General features: G+C 61.8%; 19 protein-coding genes and 1 pseudogene. 8 read left to right on the forward strand and 12 right to left on the reverse strand.

Annotated elements, in window-relative coordinates; genetic code table 11:
* Positions 1 to 16: 16 nt before the first annotated feature.
* From ACZZZP_RS16990 to ACZZZP_RS17005, 4 genes are all read left to right on the forward strand, one after another.
* A complete protein-coding gene (locus ACZZZP_RS16990; RefSeq protein WP_463383539.1) occupies positions 17 to 982 on the forward strand; it encodes an L-carnitine dehydrogenase in 966 nt (321 codons plus the stop codon).
* Between the two features lie 11 nt (positions 983 to 993).
* Positions 994 to 1,476: a thioesterase family protein gene (locus tag ACZZZP_RS16995; protein WP_463383540.1), complete on the forward strand. Its 483-nt coding sequence runs from the start codon at positions 994 to 996 to the stop codon at positions 1,474 to 1,476.
* 906 nt (positions 1,477 to 2,382) lie between these two features.
* Positions 2,383 to 2,739 carry a hypothetical protein gene (locus tag ACZZZP_RS17000; RefSeq protein ID WP_463536723.1) on the forward strand — a complete coding sequence of 119 codons (357 nt, stop codon included), beginning with the start codon at positions 2,383 to 2,385 and terminating at the stop codon, positions 2,737 to 2,739.
* Positions 2,726 to 2,986 (forward strand): hypothetical protein, encoded by a 261-nt coding sequence (locus ACZZZP_RS17005; RefSeq protein WP_122452728.1) that lies wholly within the window; start codon positions 2,726 to 2,728, stop codon positions 2,984 to 2,986. Before ACZZZP_RS17000 ends, ACZZZP_RS17005 begins: the two co-directional genes overlap by 14 nt.
* Before the next feature lie 47 nt (positions 2,987 to 3,033).
* Here the strand turns inward: ACZZZP_RS17005 and ACZZZP_RS17010 are convergent, their stop codons facing one another.
* From ACZZZP_RS17010 to ACZZZP_RS17020, 3 genes are all read right to left on the reverse strand, one after another.
* A complete protein-coding gene (locus tag ACZZZP_RS17010) occupies positions 3,034 to 3,795 on the reverse strand; it encodes a TerC family protein (RefSeq protein WP_463383541.1) in 762 nt (253 codons plus the stop codon).
* Between the two features lie 45 nt (positions 3,796 to 3,840).
* Entirely contained in the window at positions 3,841 to 5,145 is a 1,305-nt protein-coding gene (locus ACZZZP_RS17015; protein ID WP_463383542.1) for a CitMHS family transporter, read from the reverse strand.
* A 242-nt stretch (positions 5,146 to 5,387) separates the two neighbouring features.
* The gene (locus tag ACZZZP_RS17020) at positions 5,388 to 6,293 is read right to left on the reverse strand and encodes an AEC family transporter (RefSeq protein ID WP_463383543.1); all 906 of its coding nucleotides are present in this window, start codon (positions 6,291 to 6,293) and stop codon (positions 5,388 to 5,390) included.
* Between the two features lie 99 nt (positions 6,294 to 6,392).
* On the opposite strand from ACZZZP_RS17020, the pseudogene ACZZZP_RS17025 reads away from it, so the two are divergent.
* A pseudogene (locus tag ACZZZP_RS17025) lies at positions 6,393 to 6,795 on the forward strand (GFA family protein).
* 3 nt (positions 6,796 to 6,798) lie between these two features.
* Here the strand turns inward: ACZZZP_RS17025 and ACZZZP_RS17030 are convergent.
* From ACZZZP_RS17030 to ACZZZP_RS17055, 6 genes are all read right to left on the reverse strand, one after another.
* Positions 6,799 to 8,772 (reverse strand): DUF7844 domain-containing protein, encoded by a 1,974-nt coding sequence (locus ACZZZP_RS17030; RefSeq protein WP_463536724.1) that lies wholly within the window; start codon positions 8,770 to 8,772, stop codon positions 6,799 to 6,801.
* Positions 8,769 to 9,089, reverse strand: coding sequence for a DUF2388 domain-containing protein (locus tag ACZZZP_RS17035; RefSeq protein WP_463383544.1), 321 nt, complete (start codon positions 9,087 to 9,089; stop codon positions 8,769 to 8,771). Before ACZZZP_RS17035 ends, ACZZZP_RS17030 begins: the two co-directional genes overlap by 4 nt.
* Before the next feature lie 192 nt (positions 9,090 to 9,281).
* On the reverse strand, positions 9,282 to 9,602 hold the full coding sequence (locus tag ACZZZP_RS17040; RefSeq protein WP_463383545.1) for a DUF2388 domain-containing protein: 321 nt from the start codon (positions 9,600 to 9,602) through the stop codon (positions 9,282 to 9,284).
* Between the two features lie 179 nt (positions 9,603 to 9,781).
* Positions 9,782 to 9,997 (reverse strand): YjiS-like domain-containing protein, encoded by a 216-nt coding sequence (locus ACZZZP_RS17045; RefSeq protein WP_122493970.1) that lies wholly within the window; start codon positions 9,995 to 9,997, stop codon positions 9,782 to 9,784.
* A gap of 266 nt (positions 9,998 to 10,263) precedes the next feature.
* Complete coding sequence (locus ACZZZP_RS17050) at positions 10,264 to 10,479, reverse strand: YjiS-like domain-containing protein (RefSeq protein WP_122452719.1); 216 nt, start codon at positions 10,477 to 10,479, stop codon at positions 10,264 to 10,266.
* Between the two features lie 742 nt (positions 10,480 to 11,221).
* Positions 11,222 to 11,587, reverse strand: coding sequence for a cupin domain-containing protein (locus tag ACZZZP_RS17055; protein ID WP_463383546.1), 366 nt, complete (start codon positions 11,585 to 11,587; stop codon positions 11,222 to 11,224).
* Positions 11,588 to 11,901: 314 nt separating this feature from the next.
* On the opposite strand from ACZZZP_RS17055, the gene ACZZZP_RS17060 reads away from it, so the two are divergent.
* Both ACZZZP_RS17060 and ACZZZP_RS17065 read left to right on the forward strand, forming a co-directional pair.
* Entirely contained in the window at positions 11,902 to 13,395 is a 1,494-nt protein-coding gene (locus tag ACZZZP_RS17060) for an aldehyde dehydrogenase (RefSeq protein WP_122493971.1), read from the forward strand.
* A gap of 184 nt (positions 13,396 to 13,579) precedes the next feature.
* The gene (locus ACZZZP_RS17065; protein WP_463536961.1) at positions 13,580 to 14,740 is read left to right on the forward strand and encodes an MFS transporter; all 1,161 of its coding nucleotides are present in this window, start codon (positions 13,580 to 13,582) and stop codon (positions 14,738 to 14,740) included.
* 124 nt (positions 14,741 to 14,864) lie between these two features.
* On the opposite strand, the gene ACZZZP_RS17070 is transcribed toward ACZZZP_RS17065, so the two are convergent.
* Positions 14,865 to 16,289 carry an aminotransferase-like domain-containing protein gene (locus ACZZZP_RS17070; RefSeq protein WP_463383547.1) on the reverse strand — a complete coding sequence of 475 codons (1,425 nt, stop codon included), beginning with the start codon at positions 16,287 to 16,289 and terminating at the stop codon, positions 14,865 to 14,867.
* A gap of 208 nt (positions 16,290 to 16,497) precedes the next feature.
* On the opposite strand from ACZZZP_RS17070, the gene ACZZZP_RS17075 reads away from it, so the two are divergent.
* A complete protein-coding gene (locus ACZZZP_RS17075) occupies positions 16,498 to 16,743 on the forward strand; it encodes a DUF1127 domain-containing protein (protein ID WP_463383548.1) in 246 nt (81 codons plus the stop codon).
* Between the two features lie 51 nt (positions 16,744 to 16,794).
* Here ACZZZP_RS17075 and ACZZZP_RS17080 read toward each other — a convergent pair whose 3' ends face one another.
* Positions 16,795 to 18,084 carry a hypothetical protein gene (locus ACZZZP_RS17080; protein ID WP_463536725.1) on the reverse strand — a complete coding sequence of 430 codons (1,290 nt, stop codon included), beginning with the start codon at positions 18,082 to 18,084 and terminating at the stop codon, positions 16,795 to 16,797.
* The gene (locus ACZZZP_RS17085) at positions 17,975 to 18,715 is read right to left on the reverse strand and encodes a hypothetical protein (RefSeq protein WP_463536726.1); all 741 of its coding nucleotides are present in this window, start codon (positions 18,713 to 18,715) and stop codon (positions 17,975 to 17,977) included. Before ACZZZP_RS17085 ends, ACZZZP_RS17080 begins: the two co-directional genes overlap by 110 nt.
* Positions 18,716 to 18,755 lie beyond the last annotated feature (40 nt).

Raw genomic sequence — 18,755 nt, forward strand, 5'->3', positions numbered from 1 at the left:
TACTGCTGGAGTGGCTATGAGCTTTATCACCGACATCAAAGTTTTCGCAGCCCTGGGCAGCGGCGTAATCGGCAGCGGCTGGGTTGCGCGCGCCCTCGCTCACGGCCTCGACGTAATCGCCTGGGACCCCGCACCCGGCGCCGAAACCGCCCTGCGCCAGCGCGTCGCCAACGCCTGGCCGGCGCTGGTCAAACAAGGCGTGGCAGAAGGCGCGAGCCTGGAGCGATTGCGCGTTGTCGACAGCATTGAAGCCTGCGTACGCGACGCCGACTTCATCCAAGAAAGCGCCCCGGAACGCCTCGACCTGAAACTCGACCTGCACGCCAAAATCAGCGCGGCGGCCAAGCCCAATGCGTTGATCGCCTCGTCCACCTCGGGCCTGCTGCCCAGCGACTTCTACGCCGACGCCACGCACCCGGAACGCTGCGTAGTCGGCCACCCGTTCAACCCGGTTTACCTGCTGCCGCTGGTGGAAGTGGTCGGCGGCCAACACACCGCACCGGCAGCGGTTCAGGCCGCCATCGAGGTTTACCAGGCCCTTGGCATGCGGCCCCTGCACGTACGCAAAGAAGTGCCCGGCTTTATCGCCGACCGTCTGCTCGAAGCGCTGTGGCGAGAAGCCCTGCACCTGGTCAACGACGGCGTCGCCACTACCGGCGAAATCGACGACGCGATTCGGTTTGGCGCCGGTTTGCGCTGGTCGTTCATGGGCACCTTTCTGACCTACACCCTGGCAGGTGGCGACGCCGGCATGCGCCACTTCATGGCCCAATTCGGCCCCGCCCTGCAACTGCCCTGGACCTACCTGCCCGCCCCCGAGCTGACCGAAAAACTCATCGACGACGTAGTGGCCGGCACCACCGAACAGCAAGGCCAACGCAGCATCGCCGAACTGGAACGCTACCGCGACGACTGCCTGATGGCCGTGCTGGACGCCGTCAAAACCTGCAAAACCAAACACGGCTTCGCCTTCGCCGACTGAGGACCGCGCCCATGGAACACCGCCTTTACCGCACCCCCATCAGCGCCGACTGGGTCGACTACAACGGCCACCTGCGCGACGCCTACTACCTGCTGATCTTCAGCCAGGCCGTGGATGCGCTGATGGACACCCTCGGCCTCGACGCCAACGCCCGCGAAGCCACCGGCCACAGCCTGTTCACCCTGGAAGTGCACCTCAACTACCTGCACGAAGTGAAAGAAAACCAAACTGTAGAGGTGCGTTTGCAAGTGCTCGGGCACGACCAGAAACGGCTGCACCTGTACCTCAGCCTTTACCGCGACGGACAGCAAGATGCCGTGGCCGTGAGTGAACAGATGCTGCTGCACGTGGACATCAACGGGCCGAAGTCGGCGCCGTTTAGCGCCACGACGTTGGCCAGGATTGAAGGGCTGGTGATCGCGCAAGGCGAGATGGAAAAGCCCGAATATGCCGGCCGGATAATCAGCCTTCCGCCGCAAAAGCATCGCGGCTAAAGCCGCTCCCACAATAAGCAAAGCACCACCGCCCCCCTGTGGGAGCGGCTTCAGCCGCGAGATGTTGACCTACCGCTTTTGCTCCACGCTTTTGCTTCACCGCTGTTGCTTCACCGCTTTTGATCTTGCTTGTGATCCACCCCGCACCGTTCATCGCAGGCCGAGTGGAGTCGTTGCGCAGGGGGTTGAGCGGCCGGGAGCCGCGAGAGGCGTGTCGGGCCAAGGATGGCCCGTCTCGCCGTGCCCCGGAGTGGCGATGGAAGGAGGGAAGTCGGAGCGCAGCGCAGACCCAAGGTAGGGGCTAGACCTTTTGGTTACTTTTAGGGCAATGCTAAAAGTGACTCGCGCGTAAGGCGCGAAACAAAAACGTTCAGCACACGCGGTAATGAATACCTCCACAGCTGCGTCCGCCTGGAAATTCTGGATCCCCGCGTGCGCGAGGATGACGCGGGGTTTGGGCCGCCACCACGCTTGACTGGAGACTCTGGATTCCGAATCGTCGGACCGCCGCCTGCGCGGGAATGACGGAGGTTTGTACTGCTACCGCGTTCGACTGGAAATTCTGGATTCCCGCTTGCGCGGGAATGACGGGGGTTTGGGCCGCTAACGCGTTCGACTGGAGATTCTGGATTCCGAATCGTCGGACCGTGGCCTGCGCGAGGATGACGCGGGGTTTGGGCCGCCACCGCGTTCGACCGGAGATTCTGGATCCCCGCCTGCGCGGGAATGACGGAGGTTTGTGCCGGCTCCACGCTTGACTGGAGATTCTGGCTCCCCGCGTGCGCGAGGATGACGGGGGTTTGGGCCGCCACCGCGTTCGCCTGGAGATTCTGGATCCCCGCGTACGCGAGGATGACGAGGGTTTTGGGTCGCTACCGCGTCCGACTGAAAATTCTGGATCCCCGCGTGCGCGAGGATGACGGAGGTTTGGGCCGCCACCTGCGCCAAACGACGATCCAACACCCAAAAAAAGCCCCCCGAAAAGCCGACACAGCACGGGGGGCCAAAATGCTTCTAACAGGGAGCGCCAACGTCGAACCGGACAACCTCGATCAGGTGACCAAACCCAACCAAAACAGCCAACGCCCGCCAATCAAGGCTGACACTCTGGCCGCCATTGTGCCCATCACGAACGACCGGGAATTAGTTGAAAACGACCTCTTCATGCATATAACAGCCATCGCCCTTGAAGCCAGCCCAACCCCTCACCAGAATCGACCCCACCTCCCCCGCAACAAGGACCACGGCCATGATGCACGCTGACCTGATCGACCAGGACGACCTGCGCGACCGCCTGCAAACCCTGGGCTTCACCGTGCCGCCCGGCGCCTCGCCGGAACAGGCCTGCGAACACGCCGTGCTCGGCCTCGACGGCCCGCGTGCACTGGCCCTGCGCAAACTCGTCGAGCAAATGCTCGGCAGCGGCGCCGTCATGCTGCCGGCCGTGCGCGAAGCCATTTCCCGGCAATTGCTGCCCGCCCTCGCCCAGTACAAAGAAAACCACGGATAAAAAAATCCCCGGCATAACCGGGGATTTTCACGTCAACCGCTGGGCCATTACTGCCCCGGAATATCCTTGCGCAGCTTCACCGCTTCATTCTTTTTGCGATCACGCACGGTGCGCATTTTGATGTTCACCGCTTCCACCGCCAGCGAGAACGCCATGGCGAAGTACACGTAGCCTTTCGGCGCATGCACATCAAAGGCCTCGGCAATCAACACCGTGCCGACCATGATCAGGAACGACAAGGCGAGCATTTTCAGCGACGGGTGCTTGTCGATGAACGCGCTGATGGTGCCGGCGGCGAGCATCATCACCATCACGGCCACGACGATGGCGGCAATCATGACCGGTACATGGGACACCATGCCGACAGCGGTGATCACCGAGTCCAGCGAGAACACGATATCGATAATGGCGATCTGAATGATGGTGCCGATAAAGCCGCTGCCCATGCCTTTGGGCGCGTCGTTGGTTTCGTCTTCACCTTCCAGGCTCTGGTACATCTCGGTGCTGCTTTTCCACAGCAGAAACAGGCCACCGAAGAACAGAATCAAGTCACGCCCGGAGAAGCCGTGACCCATGATGCTGAACAGGTCGGCGGTCAGACGCATCACCCAGGTGATCGACAGCAGCAGCAGAATTCGCGTGACCATGGCCAGCGCCAAACCGAAGAAACGGGTCTTGGGCTGCATGTCTTTGGGCATACGGCTGACCAGGATCGAAATCATGATGATGTTGTCGATCCCGAGCACAATCTCCAGCGCCGTCAGGGTAAAAAATGCAATCCAGATTTCCGGGCTGGTCAGCCATTCCATGTACAGCGTCCTCGTCTTTCCAATACGTGAAGGTGAAAAAAATCGTTAGCCGCCAAACACGGGGAAAATTCCCATCAGCAGCGCGGCGACAAGGATACACAGGCAAACCAGAACTGCCCATTTCAGGGTAAAGCGCTGATGGTCACCAAACTCGATGCCGGCCAGGCCCACCAACAGATAGGTCGAAGGCACCAACGGGCTGAGCAAGTGCACCGGCTGGCCAACGATTGAAGCCCGGGCCATTTCCACGGCACTGATGCCGTAGTGGCTTGCGGCTTCGGCCAGCACCGGCAGAACGCCGTAGTAGAAGGCGTCGTTGGACATGAAAAACGTGAACGGCATGCTCACCACGGCCGTGATGACCGCCAGATACGGGCCCATGGCGGTGGGAATAACGGCCAGCAAACTTTTCGACATGGCGTCGACCATGCCGGTTCCAGAAAGAATGCCGGTGAAAATACCCGCCGCAAAAATCAACCCAACCACCGCCAGCACGTTGGCCGAGTGGGCCGCCACGCGCTCTTTTTGCTGCTGCAGGCAGGGGTAGTTGACGATCATGGCGATGCCGAACGCGAGCATAAACAGCACCGGCAGCGGCAGCAGGCCTTGAATCAGCGCGACCATCAAGGCCACGGTCAGCGCGCCGTTGAACCACAGCAGTTTCGGCCGGCGTGCGTCGGGAAATTGCGACACGCTGATCTCGGCGCCGCCCACGGCTTCGCCCGGCAAATGCAGTTCACCCAAGCGCGCACGCTCACGTTTGCCGTAGAAGTAGGCGATGGCCAGAATCGCCAGCACGCCAGCGGCCATGGCCGGAATCATCGGCACGAAAATATCCGAGGGGTCGACATGCAACGCACTGGCGGCGCGGGCGGTGGGTCCGCCCCAGGGGGTCATGTTCATCACGCCACCGGCCAGGATAATCAGCCCGGCCATGATCCGTGGACTCATGCCCAGGCGCTGGTAAAGCGGCAGCATGGCCGCCACGCAGATCATGTAGGTCGTGGCGCCGTCGCCATCCATCGACACCACCAGCGCCAGCACGGCGGTGCCCACCGACACTTTCAGCGGGTCGCCTTTGACCAGTTTGAGAATCTTGCGCACGGCGGGGTCGAACAGGCCGGAATCGATCATCAGGGCGAAGTAGAGAATGGCGAACATCAGCATCACGCCGGTGGGCGCGAGCTTGGTGATGCCTTCGAGCATCATCGGGCCGATCTGCCCGGCAAAGCCGCCAACCAGCGCGTAAACAATCGGGATGATGATGAGGGCGATCAGCGCCGACAGGCGTTTGCTCATGATCAGGTACATGAACGTGATGACCATGGCGAAGCCAAGGAGGGTCAACATAGGAATTCTCCGTGCATTAGCGGGCGTGGTGGCGGGCGGCCGTCAGGGTGACGGGCTCAGCGACAGGCTCGAGGGGGACGGAGAACAGGTGCAGCAACAGCGCAGCGGGGCATGGCAATCACCAATTTTTATTGTTGGAAGTCTCGCCAGCACGCACACAGCGGCCGGCGGCCGGTCGAGTGCCGGCGGTGGTGGGATGCTAAGCGGCGAAACTTTCAGCCAGCTTTCAATGCGCAGCGGGCTTAACCGAGCAGGCTCAGGACCAACAGCAGGCTGACGGCAGCGAACAAGGTTTGCAGGGTGATGATGCCGGCCATGAGCTGGCTGTCGCCGCCCAGCTGGCGGGTGAGCACATAGGAAGTCGGCGCGGTAGGCAGGGCGAAAAACAGGATCAGCACGCTGCTCGGCAACGGCGGCAGGCTCAACGCTCGAGCCACCGCAAAGGCCAGCAGCGGCATCAGCAGCAAGCGAGCCACACAGTTCCACGCCAACGCCGACGCCTCGCCGGCCAGCTCCTGCGGGCGCAGGGCCGCGCCGACGCAGAGCAAGCCAAGCGGCAAACTGGCGACGGCCAGCAGGTTGAGTAGGCGGTCGCTGCCACCGGGCAAGCCAATGCCCAACACGTTGACCAGCGCGCCAGCGGCGCAGGCGAGAATCAGCGGATTGCGCACAATCGGCAGCAGCAAGTTGCGCGCGCTAACGCCCCGCTCCGCCGTCAGCGCCCAAACCGACAATAGGTTCACGGCCGGCACCATCATTGCCAGCATCAAGGCGGCAAGCGTCAGCCCTTCCTTGCCATACAAGCTGCCCACGGCGGCGAGCCCCAGGTAGGTGTTGAACCGCAGCACGCCCTGGCTGATGGCGCCGAAACGCGCGGCCGTCCAGTGGCGCAGGCGCTTGCACAGCAGCAGCGCCACCCACGCCACGCCCAGACCCAGCAGCACGGCCAAGGCCAGGCGTGGTAACGCCGGATCGCCCAGGGGCGCGGTGGCTAAATTGCTGAACAACAACGCCGGAAAAAGAACGAAGTAATTGAGACGTTCCGCCGTCGGCCAGAACTCGTCACCGGCAAAGCGCAGGCGACGCAGGGCGAAACCGGCGATGATCAAGGCAAACAACGGCCACAAGGCCAACCACAACTGCAACACGACACGCTCCCCGCTTGGCTCAAGCCGGCATCTTGCGCAGGCAAGGCGCGAGGCGCAACACGAACCGGGCGGGTTGTCGGCAACTCGGGAGGCTTCACCATGACGGACATCCACACCGGCGGCTGCCAATGCGGCGCCCTGCGCTACCGCTTCAACGCGCCCTTCAATGACGTTGCCCACTGCCACTGCAGCATGTGCCGGCGCACCAGCGGCGCGGTGGTCACCACCTGGTTCACGGTGCCGCTGGAGCGTTTCCGAATGGACCCAGGGCACGCCCCAAGGCTTCGTTTCTTCACCCGGCTGCACCCGTTCGTTTTGTCCTACCTGCGGCGCGCACCTGACGTTCCATACCGAGCACAGCCCGCAAACCATCGACATTACGGTCGGCACCCTCGACCATCCCGACCAGGCCAAACCTGATCGGCACATCTGGGTCACCACGCGTTTGCCGTGGCTGCATCTGGATGAACACTTGCCGTCGGAAGATGGCGAAAGCACCTGAGGCTTACGGCAGCACCAAACCGCCGGACGCTTTGTGCAGCGCGCGCAGGTGCTCGCTAAGCAGTTTCAGGTTGGCGTCTCCGGCATCCAGCGCGGCCAGGCGCTGGGGTTCGAGCAGGCTGCGCACTTGGCCGTCGAGGTCGTCGCTAAGCTGGCGAAGTTCTTTCTGGCGACTGTCGCTCTCGGCTTGCAGCGTCTGCCATTCGCTGGCCTGCGGCAGGCCGTAGCCACCGTCGAGCAGCTCCGCCGGGCGGCTTAGAAAGCCGCTATTGGCGAGGATTTTCTCCAGAGTTTTACCCGCTTCACCACTGCTGCCATCGGCCAGCGCCCGGCTGCTGAGGTAGCGGCGCTTGAGTTCGTCTTGCGCCAGCAAAAGTTGGCGGCGCTGCGCGGCCTGTTCGAGTAGCAGCATGGCGGCGCTGGCACGCAGGTCGGCTTTTTCAAACCAGCTGCGACGCTGCTCGGCGCTCAGGCTGATCCACTCATCCACGGCGTGCTGCGGGATGGGCAGGCGCTCTTTGAGCACCTCGAACATGGCCTGATAGCGGTCGCGAAACGAGTCGAATCGGTAGCCGCGGCGCAGCGCTTCGCGGCGATCATCGAGCACGCTGAGGTCCGCCAGATTCCGCCCCGCCAGTACTTCCAGCAGGCCGTTGGGCATGATGTTGTCGAGGGTTTGCAGCTGCGCCTGATCGGTGCCGCTGCGCAGCAGTTTCAGGGTTTCCACGGCGCAGTTGTTGGACAGGAAGTAGTAGTTGCCGTCGTAACTCCAATGCTGCTCGGCGGCGCGTTCGACGAGCGCTTCGAGCTGCGGGCGATCGAGTTTGAGCGGCACCGACACCAGCCCGCGCAGCTCCACCTTGGTGTATTCCTCGATCACCTGGCTAAGCGGCAGCACAAACAGGCGCGAGGGGTACACGCCGGTGAGGCCGTCCCAGCTCGACAGCTGCAAGTCGCCGACAAAGGCGCGGTAGGACAAGACCAGGTGCTGGTCCATGTCCAGCCGGCAATCGGGACCGCGCGGTCGGCCTGGGGCGCAAATCACCAGGCGCAACATGCTATGACCCCAGCGGCTGGCCCACTCGTCGTTGGCCTCGGCGAGCAAATAATCGACTTCGTACACGCGCTCGGGATCGAGCTTGCCCAAGGGCTGGCGGGCAAAATCACGACCGGCATTTAGGTAGGCGAAGGTGCTCGGGCAAGGCTGGGCAGTGGCCGGCGCCCAGCCGTCGAACTGCTCGCGGTAGTAGCGATTGAGCGCTGGGCGGCGGCAGCCGTAGGCGGGGTCGAGGAGGAAATACTCCATGTTCACGGCCACGAATTCGCGCGGGTTGCTCAGCTCGTAGATGTCGGGGCTGCGCGCGACCTGACCGTTGCGGGCTTCGCGCTCGCCACGTCGGCCGACGTATTGCGGCCAGCCGGCAAGATCGAGCAGGCGCGGATCGTCGCTGAGGGTAAAGCGCCGCTCGGTCTGGCCACGGCAGTCCGCCATCTGGCCAATCACGCCCTGGGTTTTGGCCTGACGCTGGCAACGCAGCAGCCGCGTTTTCTCCCCCGGTGACCACAGCCGCGCGCGGTCATAAATATGGGTGAGTTCATGCAGCACCGTAGCCAGCAATTCCCGGCGCACGGTGCCGTGGGGGCGTTGCGTGTGTTCGCGTGCGGCCGAGCCGTCAGTCAACCCAGGCAATAGCCGTTGGTTGAGCACTAACAACGATGCGTTGCGGGCTTGGCCGTAAGCGTTGGTTTCCAGTTCGTCGGTCCAACGCACCTGCACCGAACGGTCGAGGCGTTGAACGAAAGCCGGTGGTAGCGCGGCCATGGCCTCGTCGAGCAGCGTCTGACTGGCCTGTTGCTCGCTGGCACTCAACCCGTCACGTTGCAGCTCAAGGCGCAGTTGCGCCTGAGCCAGGCTCGCGCCGCACAGCAGCGCGGCGCCTAACAGCCAAGCGCCGCCGCGAACGAAAAGGTGCTTCACAGGGCGAGAATAGCCTCGGCCAGCGTCTGGTCGCTGGCATCGCGGGCTTCGGGAACGCGGTCGCGCAGGGTGGTGAACGCCGCTTCCAATTGGGCGCCACGAATGGAGCCTTCGCTGGCGACAAAGCTGGCAGCGTCATCACGAGCTTCGAGCACGACTTTGGAATCGCGCACGGAGGTGGTGGTGTCGGAGGTGAAATCGATAGTACGGCCGAAGGCGCGAACGATGATTTCGCTGGTTTCCACCAAGGTATGGGCCTGGGCGGCACCGGTGGCGAGCAGCAAAGCGAAAGCGGCGAGCGGAAGCGGACGGCGCATAGAGAAATCTCCGAAACAAATGCGGGAAAAATGACTTGATAGCGAGTGAAACACTTGGACGAATTTGGACAGAGCCAGTTCCAAGCCAATTGTGGCTATTTGATGGCGGTCGCAAAAACGCCCGCAACGGCGGGCGCCAAGGCTTAGCTGAAGGCGCGACGTGGGGCCAAGCGTCGCGCCGTGTCGGCAGGCTTACAAAACCAGGATGGACTGGGCCAGTTGCAAGTCGCTGCTGGCTTGCAATTGCGGCGCTTGCTGACGGATATGCGCCAGAGCAGCTTCCAGGCGCGCGCCACGGAGATCACCGGCGGTGGCGACAAAGCTGGCAGCGTCTTCGCGGGCGGCGAGCACGATTTTGTCGTCGCCAAAGGAGGAGGAAAGATCCGACGTGACATCGGACGTGCCTTTAACGGCGCCGACCACGGCATCGGTGGTGTAAACAAAACTGGTCGCCGAGGCGCTAGCGGCGACGGTTAGCAGTGCAGCAGCAGTTAGCAGGCGCAAGGTGGTCATGGCATTTCTCCAGATGAGACGAAGGGCGACATCGCTAGACAGACTAGCGCAGCGGCGGCGCTTGGGTCGCACTTGGAGGGGCATGAATAAGGAAGGTTCGCACGCGGAAAACAAAAGGTTCGCGACCGCAGGTTGGGTTGAGCCTCTGGCGAAGCCCAACAAAAGCCGAACCATGGCGCTCACTCGCGCCAGAACGGTTTGCTCAACTCCACTTCCCGATCACACAAGCTGATGCCCGCATCCGCCAACTGGCGTTCATCCAACCGCGCCAACTGCCGGCGGGTATGGCCGTTGCGCAGCCACAGCGCAACGGCGCCGGCAACGCGTTTAACAAAAGGACGCCGTTGGGCAAGGGTGGGCAGAAGAGCGGCGGTTTGGCCGAGTGCGCGTTCCATGGCACGTTCCTTCTCGCTGTATCGCGAGTGCTGGGTATGGGGAAACATCGTCCCCCAGCCACATGTAACGCGGCAGTGACAGCAGGCAGAAATTGTACGGCTTCAGTTTACGTATTTTTCAAACTGTACCGCACTTCCCACGCGCAGCTGTTTAAACGGCTTTTCTGGGCCAGAAACGACGAAGCCCGCCGGCAGTTTCCTGCGGCGGGCTTCGTTTATTCAATTCAGTGGCTGGTGCGAAAAAATGCCTCAGCCAGTTACAACACTTAACGCCAGAACGGCTTGCTCAGCTCGGCGAAGCGCTGGGCTTCACTGATACCGGCGTCTGCCAGCAGACGTGGATCCAAGCGGGCCAACTGGTGGCGGCTGGACATGCGGCGTTGCCAGAGCAGCAGATTGGAGACGATGCGCAGTGGCAGAGCAGCTTGGGCTTTCGAACTTTTTTCGCTTACGAACATGTCGGAACTGAGGGTACGTTCCATGGTTTGCTTCCTTCCGCTTATGGCGGGACTGGTTATTTAACTGAAGCGTATGTTGCGCCTCGCACAGCTGACCTTGTAGTCACAGTTCCCTCAAATTGTGCTGGTAGTGGGAAGTTTATACACAAACTGTTTTATCCATAACGGTGCAAACTGTATCGGTTCGCCCACTTTTGAGGCGTTTTTACTCAAAAAATCCTGTCGAGTTCGCCAGGTTCTGCGAAGACGGCGGCTGTCGACCAGTACAGTTTTCAATTTCCTACAGGTGTTTTCTCTGTTGATGCGCAGGGAAAACAGATTTTTTCCGGTTTCGCGGCAACTGTTCAGGTGAGCCCGGCTAGCCACTATCTAATGTCAATTGCGCGAAACCCTAGAATTGCGCAATGCAACCGGCGAGAGAGCAAAAAATGCAGATTCCCATTGCTCAGGACCGCCTGCTCGCGCTACTTGTCTCAACTGCACGCGCATCGCACCAGGCCTGCGCAGATGATCGTTTTCCCTCAAATTGACAGGTCTCTGCGGTGCTTCGCGTAACAGTTTTAACAGCGCCCGCTCCTTTCACAGGCGTGGCGAGATGGGAGTCAAAACCGCCTCCGGTACCGACTTGAACGCGGATCAGCAGGATCAGCACAAGCGCCCCTATATACATGCCACGCAGCCCATCCACATCCGGGTTATTCGGGCCATAAAAAAACCCGCGGGGAGCGGGTTAAAAAGTTCACGCAGGAAATCAGTCGAAGCGGTATCAGCTCGCCGCTTGCTCGAAAATCACATAGACCTTGCGGGTCGCTTCCAGCACTTCCCAGGTTCCGGAGAAGCCAGCCGGGATAACAAAGCGGTCGCCGGTGCGCAGGGTTTTGGCGTTGCCTTCGCCGTCGCGCAGCACCGACACGCCTTGCAGAATTTCGCAGTATTCATGTTCGCTGTAGTTCACCGTCCACTGCCCCACCGCGCCTTCCCAGATGCCGCTGGCAAACTGGCCGCACGGGCTGGCGTAGTGGTTGCGCACGCTTTGCTCGGGGTCGCCCTGGAGCACCTTTTCTGCGGCGGGGCGATAGTGCTCGGCGGCAGTGGTGGCAGTGGCGAAGTCGACGACGGCGGCAATATTCATGGTCTGGTCCCAGTCCAAGCGCGTAAGTAAGTGTGTGTTTTTCTGCGCAGCCTTCGTGGCCAGCACAGCCGCTCAATGCCTTGAACGTCGAGACGACGACCCATGCAGCGGAGCGTCGCAGTCTATGTTTAATAAAACGAACATGACAAGGGTGTTTACTGCCCTCGTGTAAAAAATATTGGAAAGGCGCTGTGCTCTGGTTTAGTGTGGCCGGCACCGGCGAGCCGAGTAGGCTTGCAGAATTTTTGACAGGCGCGCGTGCATGCAACGCCTGTTTCGTCTTGATAAAGCTCAACTAATAAGAGGACGCACACATGACTACCTTGAGCCGCGCCGATTGGGAAAAACGCGCCCAGGATCTGAAGATCGAAGGCCGCGCCTTTATCCACGGTGAATACACCGCAGCGGTATCGGGCGACACCTTCGACTGTGTCAGCCCGGTTGACGGCCGTGTGCTGGGCCAAGTCGCCAGCTGTGACCAGGCCGATGCCGACCTCGCTGTCAAAGACGCCCGCGCCACCTTCAATTCCGGCGTGTGGTCGCGCAAAGCGCCGGTTGAGCGCAAAGAAATCATGATCCGCTTTGCCGCCCTGCTCGATCAGAACGCCGAAGAGCTGGCCCTGCTCGAAACCCTGGACATGGGCAAACCCATTAGCGACTCGCTGAACATTGACGTACCGGGCGCCGCCCGCGCGCTGTCGTGGAGCGGTGAAGCCATCGACAAAATCTACGACGAAGTAGCCGCCACCGCGCACAACGAGCTGGGCCTAGTGACGCGCGAGCCAATCGGTGTAGTCGGCGCCATCGTGCCGTGGAACTTCCCGCTGATGATGGCCTGCTGGAAACTCGGCCCAGCGCTGTCCACCGGTAACTCGGTGGTACTCAAGCCTTCGGAAAAATCGCCGCTGACCGCCATCCGCATCGCCCAACTGGCCATCGAAGCCGGCATTCCAGCTGGCGTGCTGAACGTGCTGCCCGGCTACGGCCACACCGTTGGCAAGGCATTGGCGCTGCATATGGATGTCGACACCATCGTGTTCACCGGTTCGACCAAAATCGCCAAGCAACTGATGGTGTATGCGGGCGAATCCAACATGAAACGCGTTTGGCTGGAAGCCGGCGGCAAGAGCCCCAACATCGTTTTCGCCGACGCGCCAGACCTGCAAGCGGCGGCTGAATCCGCTGCCGGCGCCATCGCTTTCAACCAGGGCGAAGTGTGCACCGCTGGTTCGCGTCTGCTGGTCGAGCGTTCGATCAAAGACAAATTCGTGCCGATGGTGATCGACGCCCTCAAAGGCTGGAAAGCCGGCAACCCGCTGGACCCGGAAACCAACGTCGGTGCCCTGGTCGACACCCAGCAAATGAACAACGTGCTGAGCTACATCGAAGCCGGCCATGCCGATGGCGCCAAGCTGGTGGCTGGCGGCAAGCGCACGCTGGAATCCACTGGCGGCACTTACGTTGAGCCGACCATTTTCGACGGCGTGACCAACTCCATGCGTATCGCCCAGGAAGAAATCTTCGGCCCTGTGCTGTCGGTTATCGCCTTCGACACCGCCGAAGAAGCCGTGGAAATCGCCAACGACAGCATCTACGGCCTGGCCGCTGCGGTCTGGACCAGCAACATCTCCAAAGCCCACCTTACCGCCAAGGCCCTGCGCGCCGGCAGCGTGTGGGTGAACCAGTACGACGGCGGCGACATGACCGCACCGTTTGGCGGGTTCAAGCAGTCGGGTAACGGTCGGGACAAGTCGCTGCACGCCTTCGATAAGTACACCGAGCTGAAATCGACGTGGATTAAACTGTGATATCGGGGCGATCTTCGGGTCGTCCGTTTGAAGATGGTGTTGAGGTGAGTTCGGTTTTTACGACTGAACAGTAAGGTCCGCTCTTTAAGAGCCGGCTCTTGGAGCCATACCTGCGGCCGGGTTTCTGCGAAGAGACCCGGCCGTTTTATTTTGTGGCGCGACTGGAGGGAGAGAGTCCGTGGTGATGCGTTGGGGAACCTATTTCGCCGTGGTCGCGGCGGTGGTCAGCATCGGCTTGGCGCTGGGCGTGACCATGCCGTTGGTGTCGCTGCGTTTGGAGGGCTGGGGTTACGGCAACTTCGCCATTGGTGTGATGGCGGCGATGCCGGCGGTGGGCGTGCTGCTGGGTTCGGTATTGGCCGGCCGCTTGGCGGCGCGTTTTGGCACCACGGGCTTGATGCAAATCTGCTTTCTGATCAGCGCCCTGGGCATTTCCACCATGGCGCTGTTGCCCAGCTATCCGGTTTGGCTGGTGCTGCGCTTGCTCTTGGGCGTCGCGCTGACGGTGGTGTTTATCCTCGGCGAAAGCTGGATCAATCAACTGGCCGTCGACCGTTGGCGCGGGCGGCTGGTGGCGTTGTATGGCACGGGTTACGCGCTGAGCCAACTGTGCGGGCCGCTGGTGCTAAGCCTGCTGGGCACCGCCACTGATCTGGGTTTCTGGACCGGCACCGGCTTGCTAATTGGCGGTTCACTGATGCTGATGGGCCGCACCGGCGCGCCGAAAGTGGATGGCCATAGCGCCTCGGGTCGCGGCCTGTGGGCGTTTTGCGCGAGCATGCCGGCGATTGCCTGGGCGGTCAGTCTGTTTGCCGCCTTCGAGGCGATGATGCTGACCCTGCTGCCGGTCTACGGCCTGCGCCAGGGTTTCTCTCAGGAAACCGCGCTGCTGATGGCCAGCGTGGTGGTGGTGGGCGATGCGTTGTTGCAACTGCCCATCGGTTGGCTGGCCGATCGCATGTCGCGCGAGCGACTGTTTCTGGGGTGCGGCTTGGTGCTGTTGATCTCCAGCTTATGCGTGCCCGTGCTGCTGCATACGCCGCTGATCTGGCCGGTGTGGGTGCTATTCGGCGCCAGCGCGGGCGGGCTGTTTACCCTGTCGTTGATTCTGATCGGCGAGCGATTTCGCGATGACCAACTGGTGCGCGCCAATGCCCATATTTCCCAGCTCTGGGGCATTGGCTGCCTGATCGGGCCGCTGCTGACGGGTGCCGTGAGCCAGTGGATTAGCGGGCACGCGTTGCCGCTGCTGATGGCGGTGGGTGCTGCGGGGTTTGTGCTGTTGTTGTGGCGGGGGAATGGGTTGGGCGAGCACGCGCCCTCGAATGCGGTCGGGGGGAAATGATCGCGTCAGCCGCTTGCCCTCACCCCAACCCTCTCCCGTAAACGGGAGAGGGAGCTGACCGCGCTGTTCTGTCCCCCTCGCCCGCTTGCGAGAGAGGGGCTAGGGGTGAGGGGCTTTTAGCGGTTTAGGCGTGCTCCGCCAGCAACCGCGCCACCGTCTCCCCCACCACCTTCACTGCCGCTTCCGTTTTGGCGTCCGGCTTGCTGGCGTAGCTCATGCGCAAGCAGTTGCGGTATTTGCCCGCCGCCGAAAAAATGCTGCCTGGTGCGATCTGAATCTTGTGCGCTTTCAGTTCCCGGTTCAGGCGCAGGCTGTCGAAGCCTTCGGGCATTTCTACCCAAATCATAAAGCTACCTTGCGGCCGGCTCACTCGCGTACCTGCCGGGAAATAGCGGCGCACCCATTCGGTCATCTGGTCGCGACCACGGGCGTATTGCGCGCGCATACGGCGAATGTGCGGCTCGTAATGACCGCCTTCAATAAACTCGGTCAGAGCCAGTTGCGGCAGCTGCGCCGTGGTGCCGGTGCCCATGTATTTCATGTGCAGCACGCGCTCCAGATAGCGTCCCGGCGCGATCCAGCCGATGCGCAGCCCCGGCACCACGGTTTTGGAAAATGAGCTGCACAGCAGCACGCGACCGTCATCGTCGTAAGACTTGATCGTGCGTGGACGCGGGTAGTGGTAAGCCAGTTCGCCGTACACGTCGTCCTCGATAATCGCCACGTCATAGCGCTGGGCCAGGGCGATCAAAGCGCGCTTGTTGGCGTCCGGCATGATGTAGCCCATGGGGTTGTTGCACGTGGGGGTCAGTTGAATGGCTTTGATCGGCCACTGTTCCAATGCCAGTTCCAACGCCTCCAGGCTGATGCCGGTGAGCGGGTCGGTGGGCAGTTCCAGCGCTTTCATGCCGAAGCCTTTAAGCGCCTGCATCACGCCGTGAAAGCTGGGTGAATCCACCGCGACGATGTCGCCCGGCTCGCAAATGGCGCGAATGGCGGCCGACAGCGCCTCGTGACATCCGGTCGTTACCACCACGTCTTCGGCGGGAATCTGGCAGCCGGAGTCGAGCATGAGCCGGGAAATTTGCTGACGCAGCGGCAAGTGGCCGCGAATGCAGCCGTAGGTGAGGCCGTTGAGGTCTTGTCGGCGACTGAGGCGCGACAACGAACGCAGCAATGGTTTGAGCGTCGGGCTAGTGTGATCCGGCCGGCCGCGGCCCAGTTGAATCAGACCATCGCTGCCCGGCGCCACGCTGATCAGCTCCAGCACCTGGTCCCATTGCGAAACCTCCACCGGCCGCTGCGCGGTACGCGACACCATCGGCAGCGCCGGCTGTTGGCGCTCCTCCGGTACGTAATAGCCCGACTTCGGACGCGGCAGCGCCAAGCCCTGATCCTCAAGATGACGGTAAGCCTGTTGCACCGTGCTCAGGCTCACGCCGTGCTCGGCGCTCAGCGCACGCACCGACGGCAGCCGATCGCCCGGGCGATACAAGCCCTGTTCAATACGGGCACCGAGCAATTCGGCAAGGTTTACATAAAGGGTCATGGCGGAAAGCCTGCGCACGCGTGGAAAGCACAGATCGTGCGTTTTGTGCGGCGTTTTGGCAACACCCATACAGATGCCACACAAAAACGCCATTCAGCTCAGCGGGTGGTTTATCTGTATGGAGCAAATACCCATTTTTTGAATCTGTCGGGTTTCTGTTCGGCTCGGCATCATGCTTCCCACATACACACAGAAGCAGGTGAGGGAAATGAATGGGCTTAGCGATGTTCGGTTGACCTTGGGTCACGATCAGTTGGTGGGAAGAGTGGCGCACGCCAAGGCAGTGGCGCTCAACACCGTGGCAGCGCCGCACGGCTCGCGTTGGGGCGCCTTCTGGCGTCGACTGACGACCCGCCGCGCGCTGCTGAATTTGACCGACGCCCAACTCGCCGACATCGGCATTACCCGCGCTGAAGCCAACCATGAGGCGCTGCGTCCGTTCTGGACGCTCTGATCTGTATGGTTCACCGCCGCCGTTTTGTCTGCTCGCGGGCAAAACGGCGCTTCAATACCCCTGCATATCCTCGTCTTTAAACAAGCGCCGCACCTCGCTGCCCAGTACCGTTTGCAGCAATTTGTTCATGCTCGGCAAATCGTTATCGAACCCGCCATGGCTGCGGCTGCTGCTTTGCGCGCTGGCACTGCTGGCGATCACCAACGTGCTGTTTTTCGGCTGGCGCTCAGGCTGAAAAACTTCCATGCCCAGAATCGGGATACGAGCGGTTTTGTTGTCGTAGGCGTTGGAAACCAAATACAGCAGCGACTTGCGATACACCTGGCCCACGTTGTCGTCTTGCTCTGCCTGGTCCGAGAGGATCAGCAGCTTTTGCTGGGCAATGGTCGTGCCCAACGCCGGCAGAATGGTTTGCTCATACAGCGCCACGCTGCACGCCGGGGCGAACAACAGCAGGTTGGCAATTTTCGGCCCGCCCTGCGCCTGCCAGCGCTGCAATAGATGGGCGTGCCAGATTGAACCGGCGCTGTGCCCGGCCAAATGCACGTTTGGCGCCGCGCTGCCCTGCCCCGCTAACCATGCAATCAAGCGCTTTAGCACCTGGGTGCCGGCGCCCTGCGGCACGAACGCGCGCTGGGCATCGAGCTTCATTTCCTGCCACAGCGAAAAGCCCAACGGCTGCGTGAGTTTTTCCACTTGGTTGTCCCACCACGAACTCGCCGCGCCGACGCGCTCATCCACCGCCGGTTTCTTGATACGCAATAAATCGCCGAGTTCGCTCCACAAGCCGGTTTCCCAAATGAAGTGCAGCTCAAAGATGCCGTTGGCCTCGAACACCGGCCGCCATTTGAAGGCGCGCATGGCCGAGCCTTCCACCGCATTCAGGCCGCCGTGGGCGTACAGCACAATGTGCTTGGGCTGGGTGGTTTGCAGCGAGGCGATGATGGCGTCCAGCTGCGTGGCGTCGGAGGCGTATTGGCCCTGGTCGTCGAAGCGGCCGTTGTCGATGTGCAGGTAATGCAAGTAAATCGATTCCTGAGGCGGCGCCGGTTGCGCGGCTCGAGCGACGCCGCCATCGGCGGTGTAGCGGCTGGCGGTATCGGTGACCTGGAAATTGACCTTCACCCCGAGCTGCACCACCCACACGTCCCAGATGTTGGCTTCAAAGTCGGCATAGCTCCACAGCGCCACGCCGGGATAGGTGTGCTTGCCAACGGTGAAACCGCCCCAGTCACTCCAAGAGTTTTGCACCAGAAATCCGTCGCGGGTGTAGCCGACGATGGCGAAGGCGTGACCGCCGTCTTCTTCCCCCAGCTTGCGGGCGCCAGACAATCGCGCCATCGCGCGGCGCCTCCCAGCCGCCATGGGTTTGCGCCGAGGCAAACACCACGCCCACATCGCGCAACGCTGCTTGCACATCATTGATACGCGAGAACACCCGAAAGTAGGCACCGAGGGGAATGTCCAAGGCTTCCTGCTGAATCGCCGGGGTGATGCCGGCTTTGCGCGTCAACGGCCAGCTGGCCTCCAGACATACACCGTGTTTGTGCCAGCCTTTCATGGCCCCGCGAGCGCTGCTGTAGTCGTAGCGCTCGCCCGGCCATTGGTCGTAGCGGCGCGCCATGGCGAACAGCATGGCCGGGCTGACCAAGCCCTGCTGGCCTCGGCTGGCGCGCAAATAATTGACCGTGGCGGCCAGGCCAAAACCGGTGCAGGCGCCTTGCGTGCCCTGGTCGAGAATCGTCAGGTGCGGCCACACCGGGTACAACTCATCGGGTAGCGGCGTGAGCGAGGCGCTGTAGGTGAGGTCGCGAAAATCCATGGAGTCGCGGCGCACATCCAATGTTTGCGGGGCGCTTCTTTTCTTAGAGGGCTTGGCGGGCTTCTTGGCGGGGCTTTTCGTGGAGGCAGCTTTTTTGCCGGTGCTCGCTGCGGTTGCAGGCGCGCCGGAGGCAACAGGACGCTTGGCCATGACCGTTCCTTGTCGAGAGGTGGGAAACACTGCTGCTGCC

The organism is Pseudomonas sp. AC211 (genome assembly GCF_979258055.1).

What these genes read in the sequence shown, in the direction of transcription:
- ACZZZP_RS17080 (WP_463536725.1), bottom strand. Translation starts at nt 18,084, where the DNA reads ATGGCGCGATTGTCTGGCGCCCGCAAGCTGGGGGAAGAAGACGGCGGT.
- ACZZZP_RS17035 (WP_463383544.1), bottom strand. Translation starts at nt 9,089, where the DNA reads ATGCGCCGTCCGCTTCCGCTCGCCGCTTTCGCTTTGCTGCTCGCCACC.
- ACZZZP_RS17065 (WP_463536961.1), top strand. Translation starts at nt 13,580, where the DNA reads ATGCGTTGGGGAACCTATTTCGCCGTGGTCGCGGCGGTGGTCAGCATC.
- ACZZZP_RS16995 (WP_463383540.1), top strand. Translation starts at nt 994, where the DNA reads ATGGAACACCGCCTTTACCGCACCCCCATCAGCGCCGACTGGGTCGAC.
- ACZZZP_RS17050 (WP_122452719.1), bottom strand. Translation starts at nt 10,479, where the DNA reads ATGGAACGTACCCTCAGTTCCGACATGTTCGTAAGCGAAAAAAGTTCG.
- ACZZZP_RS17005 (WP_122452728.1), top strand. Translation starts at nt 2,726, where the DNA reads ATGATGCACGCTGACCTGATCGACCAGGACGACCTGCGCGACCGCCTG.
- ACZZZP_RS17040 (WP_463383545.1), bottom strand. Translation starts at nt 9,602, where the DNA reads ATGACCACCTTGCGCCTGCTAACTGCTGCTGCACTGCTAACCGTCGCC.
- ACZZZP_RS17055 (WP_463383546.1), bottom strand. Translation starts at nt 11,587, where the DNA reads ATGAATATTGCCGCCGTCGTCGACTTCGCCACTGCCACCACTGCCGCC.
- ACZZZP_RS17010 (WP_463383541.1), bottom strand. Translation starts at nt 3,795, where the DNA reads ATGGAATGGCTGACCAGCCCGGAAATCTGGATTGCATTTTTTACCCTG.
- ACZZZP_RS17085 (WP_463536726.1), bottom strand. Translation starts at nt 18,715, where the DNA reads ATGGCCAAGCGTCCTGTTGCCTCCGGCGCGCCTGCAACCGCAGCGAGC.
- ACZZZP_RS16990 (WP_463383539.1), top strand. Translation starts at nt 17, where the DNA reads ATGAGCTTTATCACCGACATCAAAGTTTTCGCAGCCCTGGGCAGCGGC.
- ACZZZP_RS17070 (WP_463383547.1), bottom strand. Translation starts at nt 16,289, where the DNA reads ATGACCCTTTATGTAAACCTTGCCGAATTGCTCGGTGCCCGTATTGAA.
- ACZZZP_RS17060 (WP_122493971.1), top strand. Translation starts at nt 11,902, where the DNA reads ATGACTACCTTGAGCCGCGCCGATTGGGAAAAACGCGCCCAGGATCTG.
- ACZZZP_RS17075 (WP_463383548.1), top strand. Translation starts at nt 16,498, where the DNA reads ATGAATGGGCTTAGCGATGTTCGGTTGACCTTGGGTCACGATCAGTTG.
- ACZZZP_RS17015 (WP_463383542.1), bottom strand. Translation starts at nt 5,145, where the DNA reads ATGTTGACCCTCCTTGGCTTCGCCATGGTCATCACGTTCATGTACCTG.
- ACZZZP_RS17045 (WP_122493970.1), bottom strand. Translation starts at nt 9,997, where the DNA reads ATGGAACGCGCACTCGGCCAAACCGCCGCTCTTCTGCCCACCCTTGCC.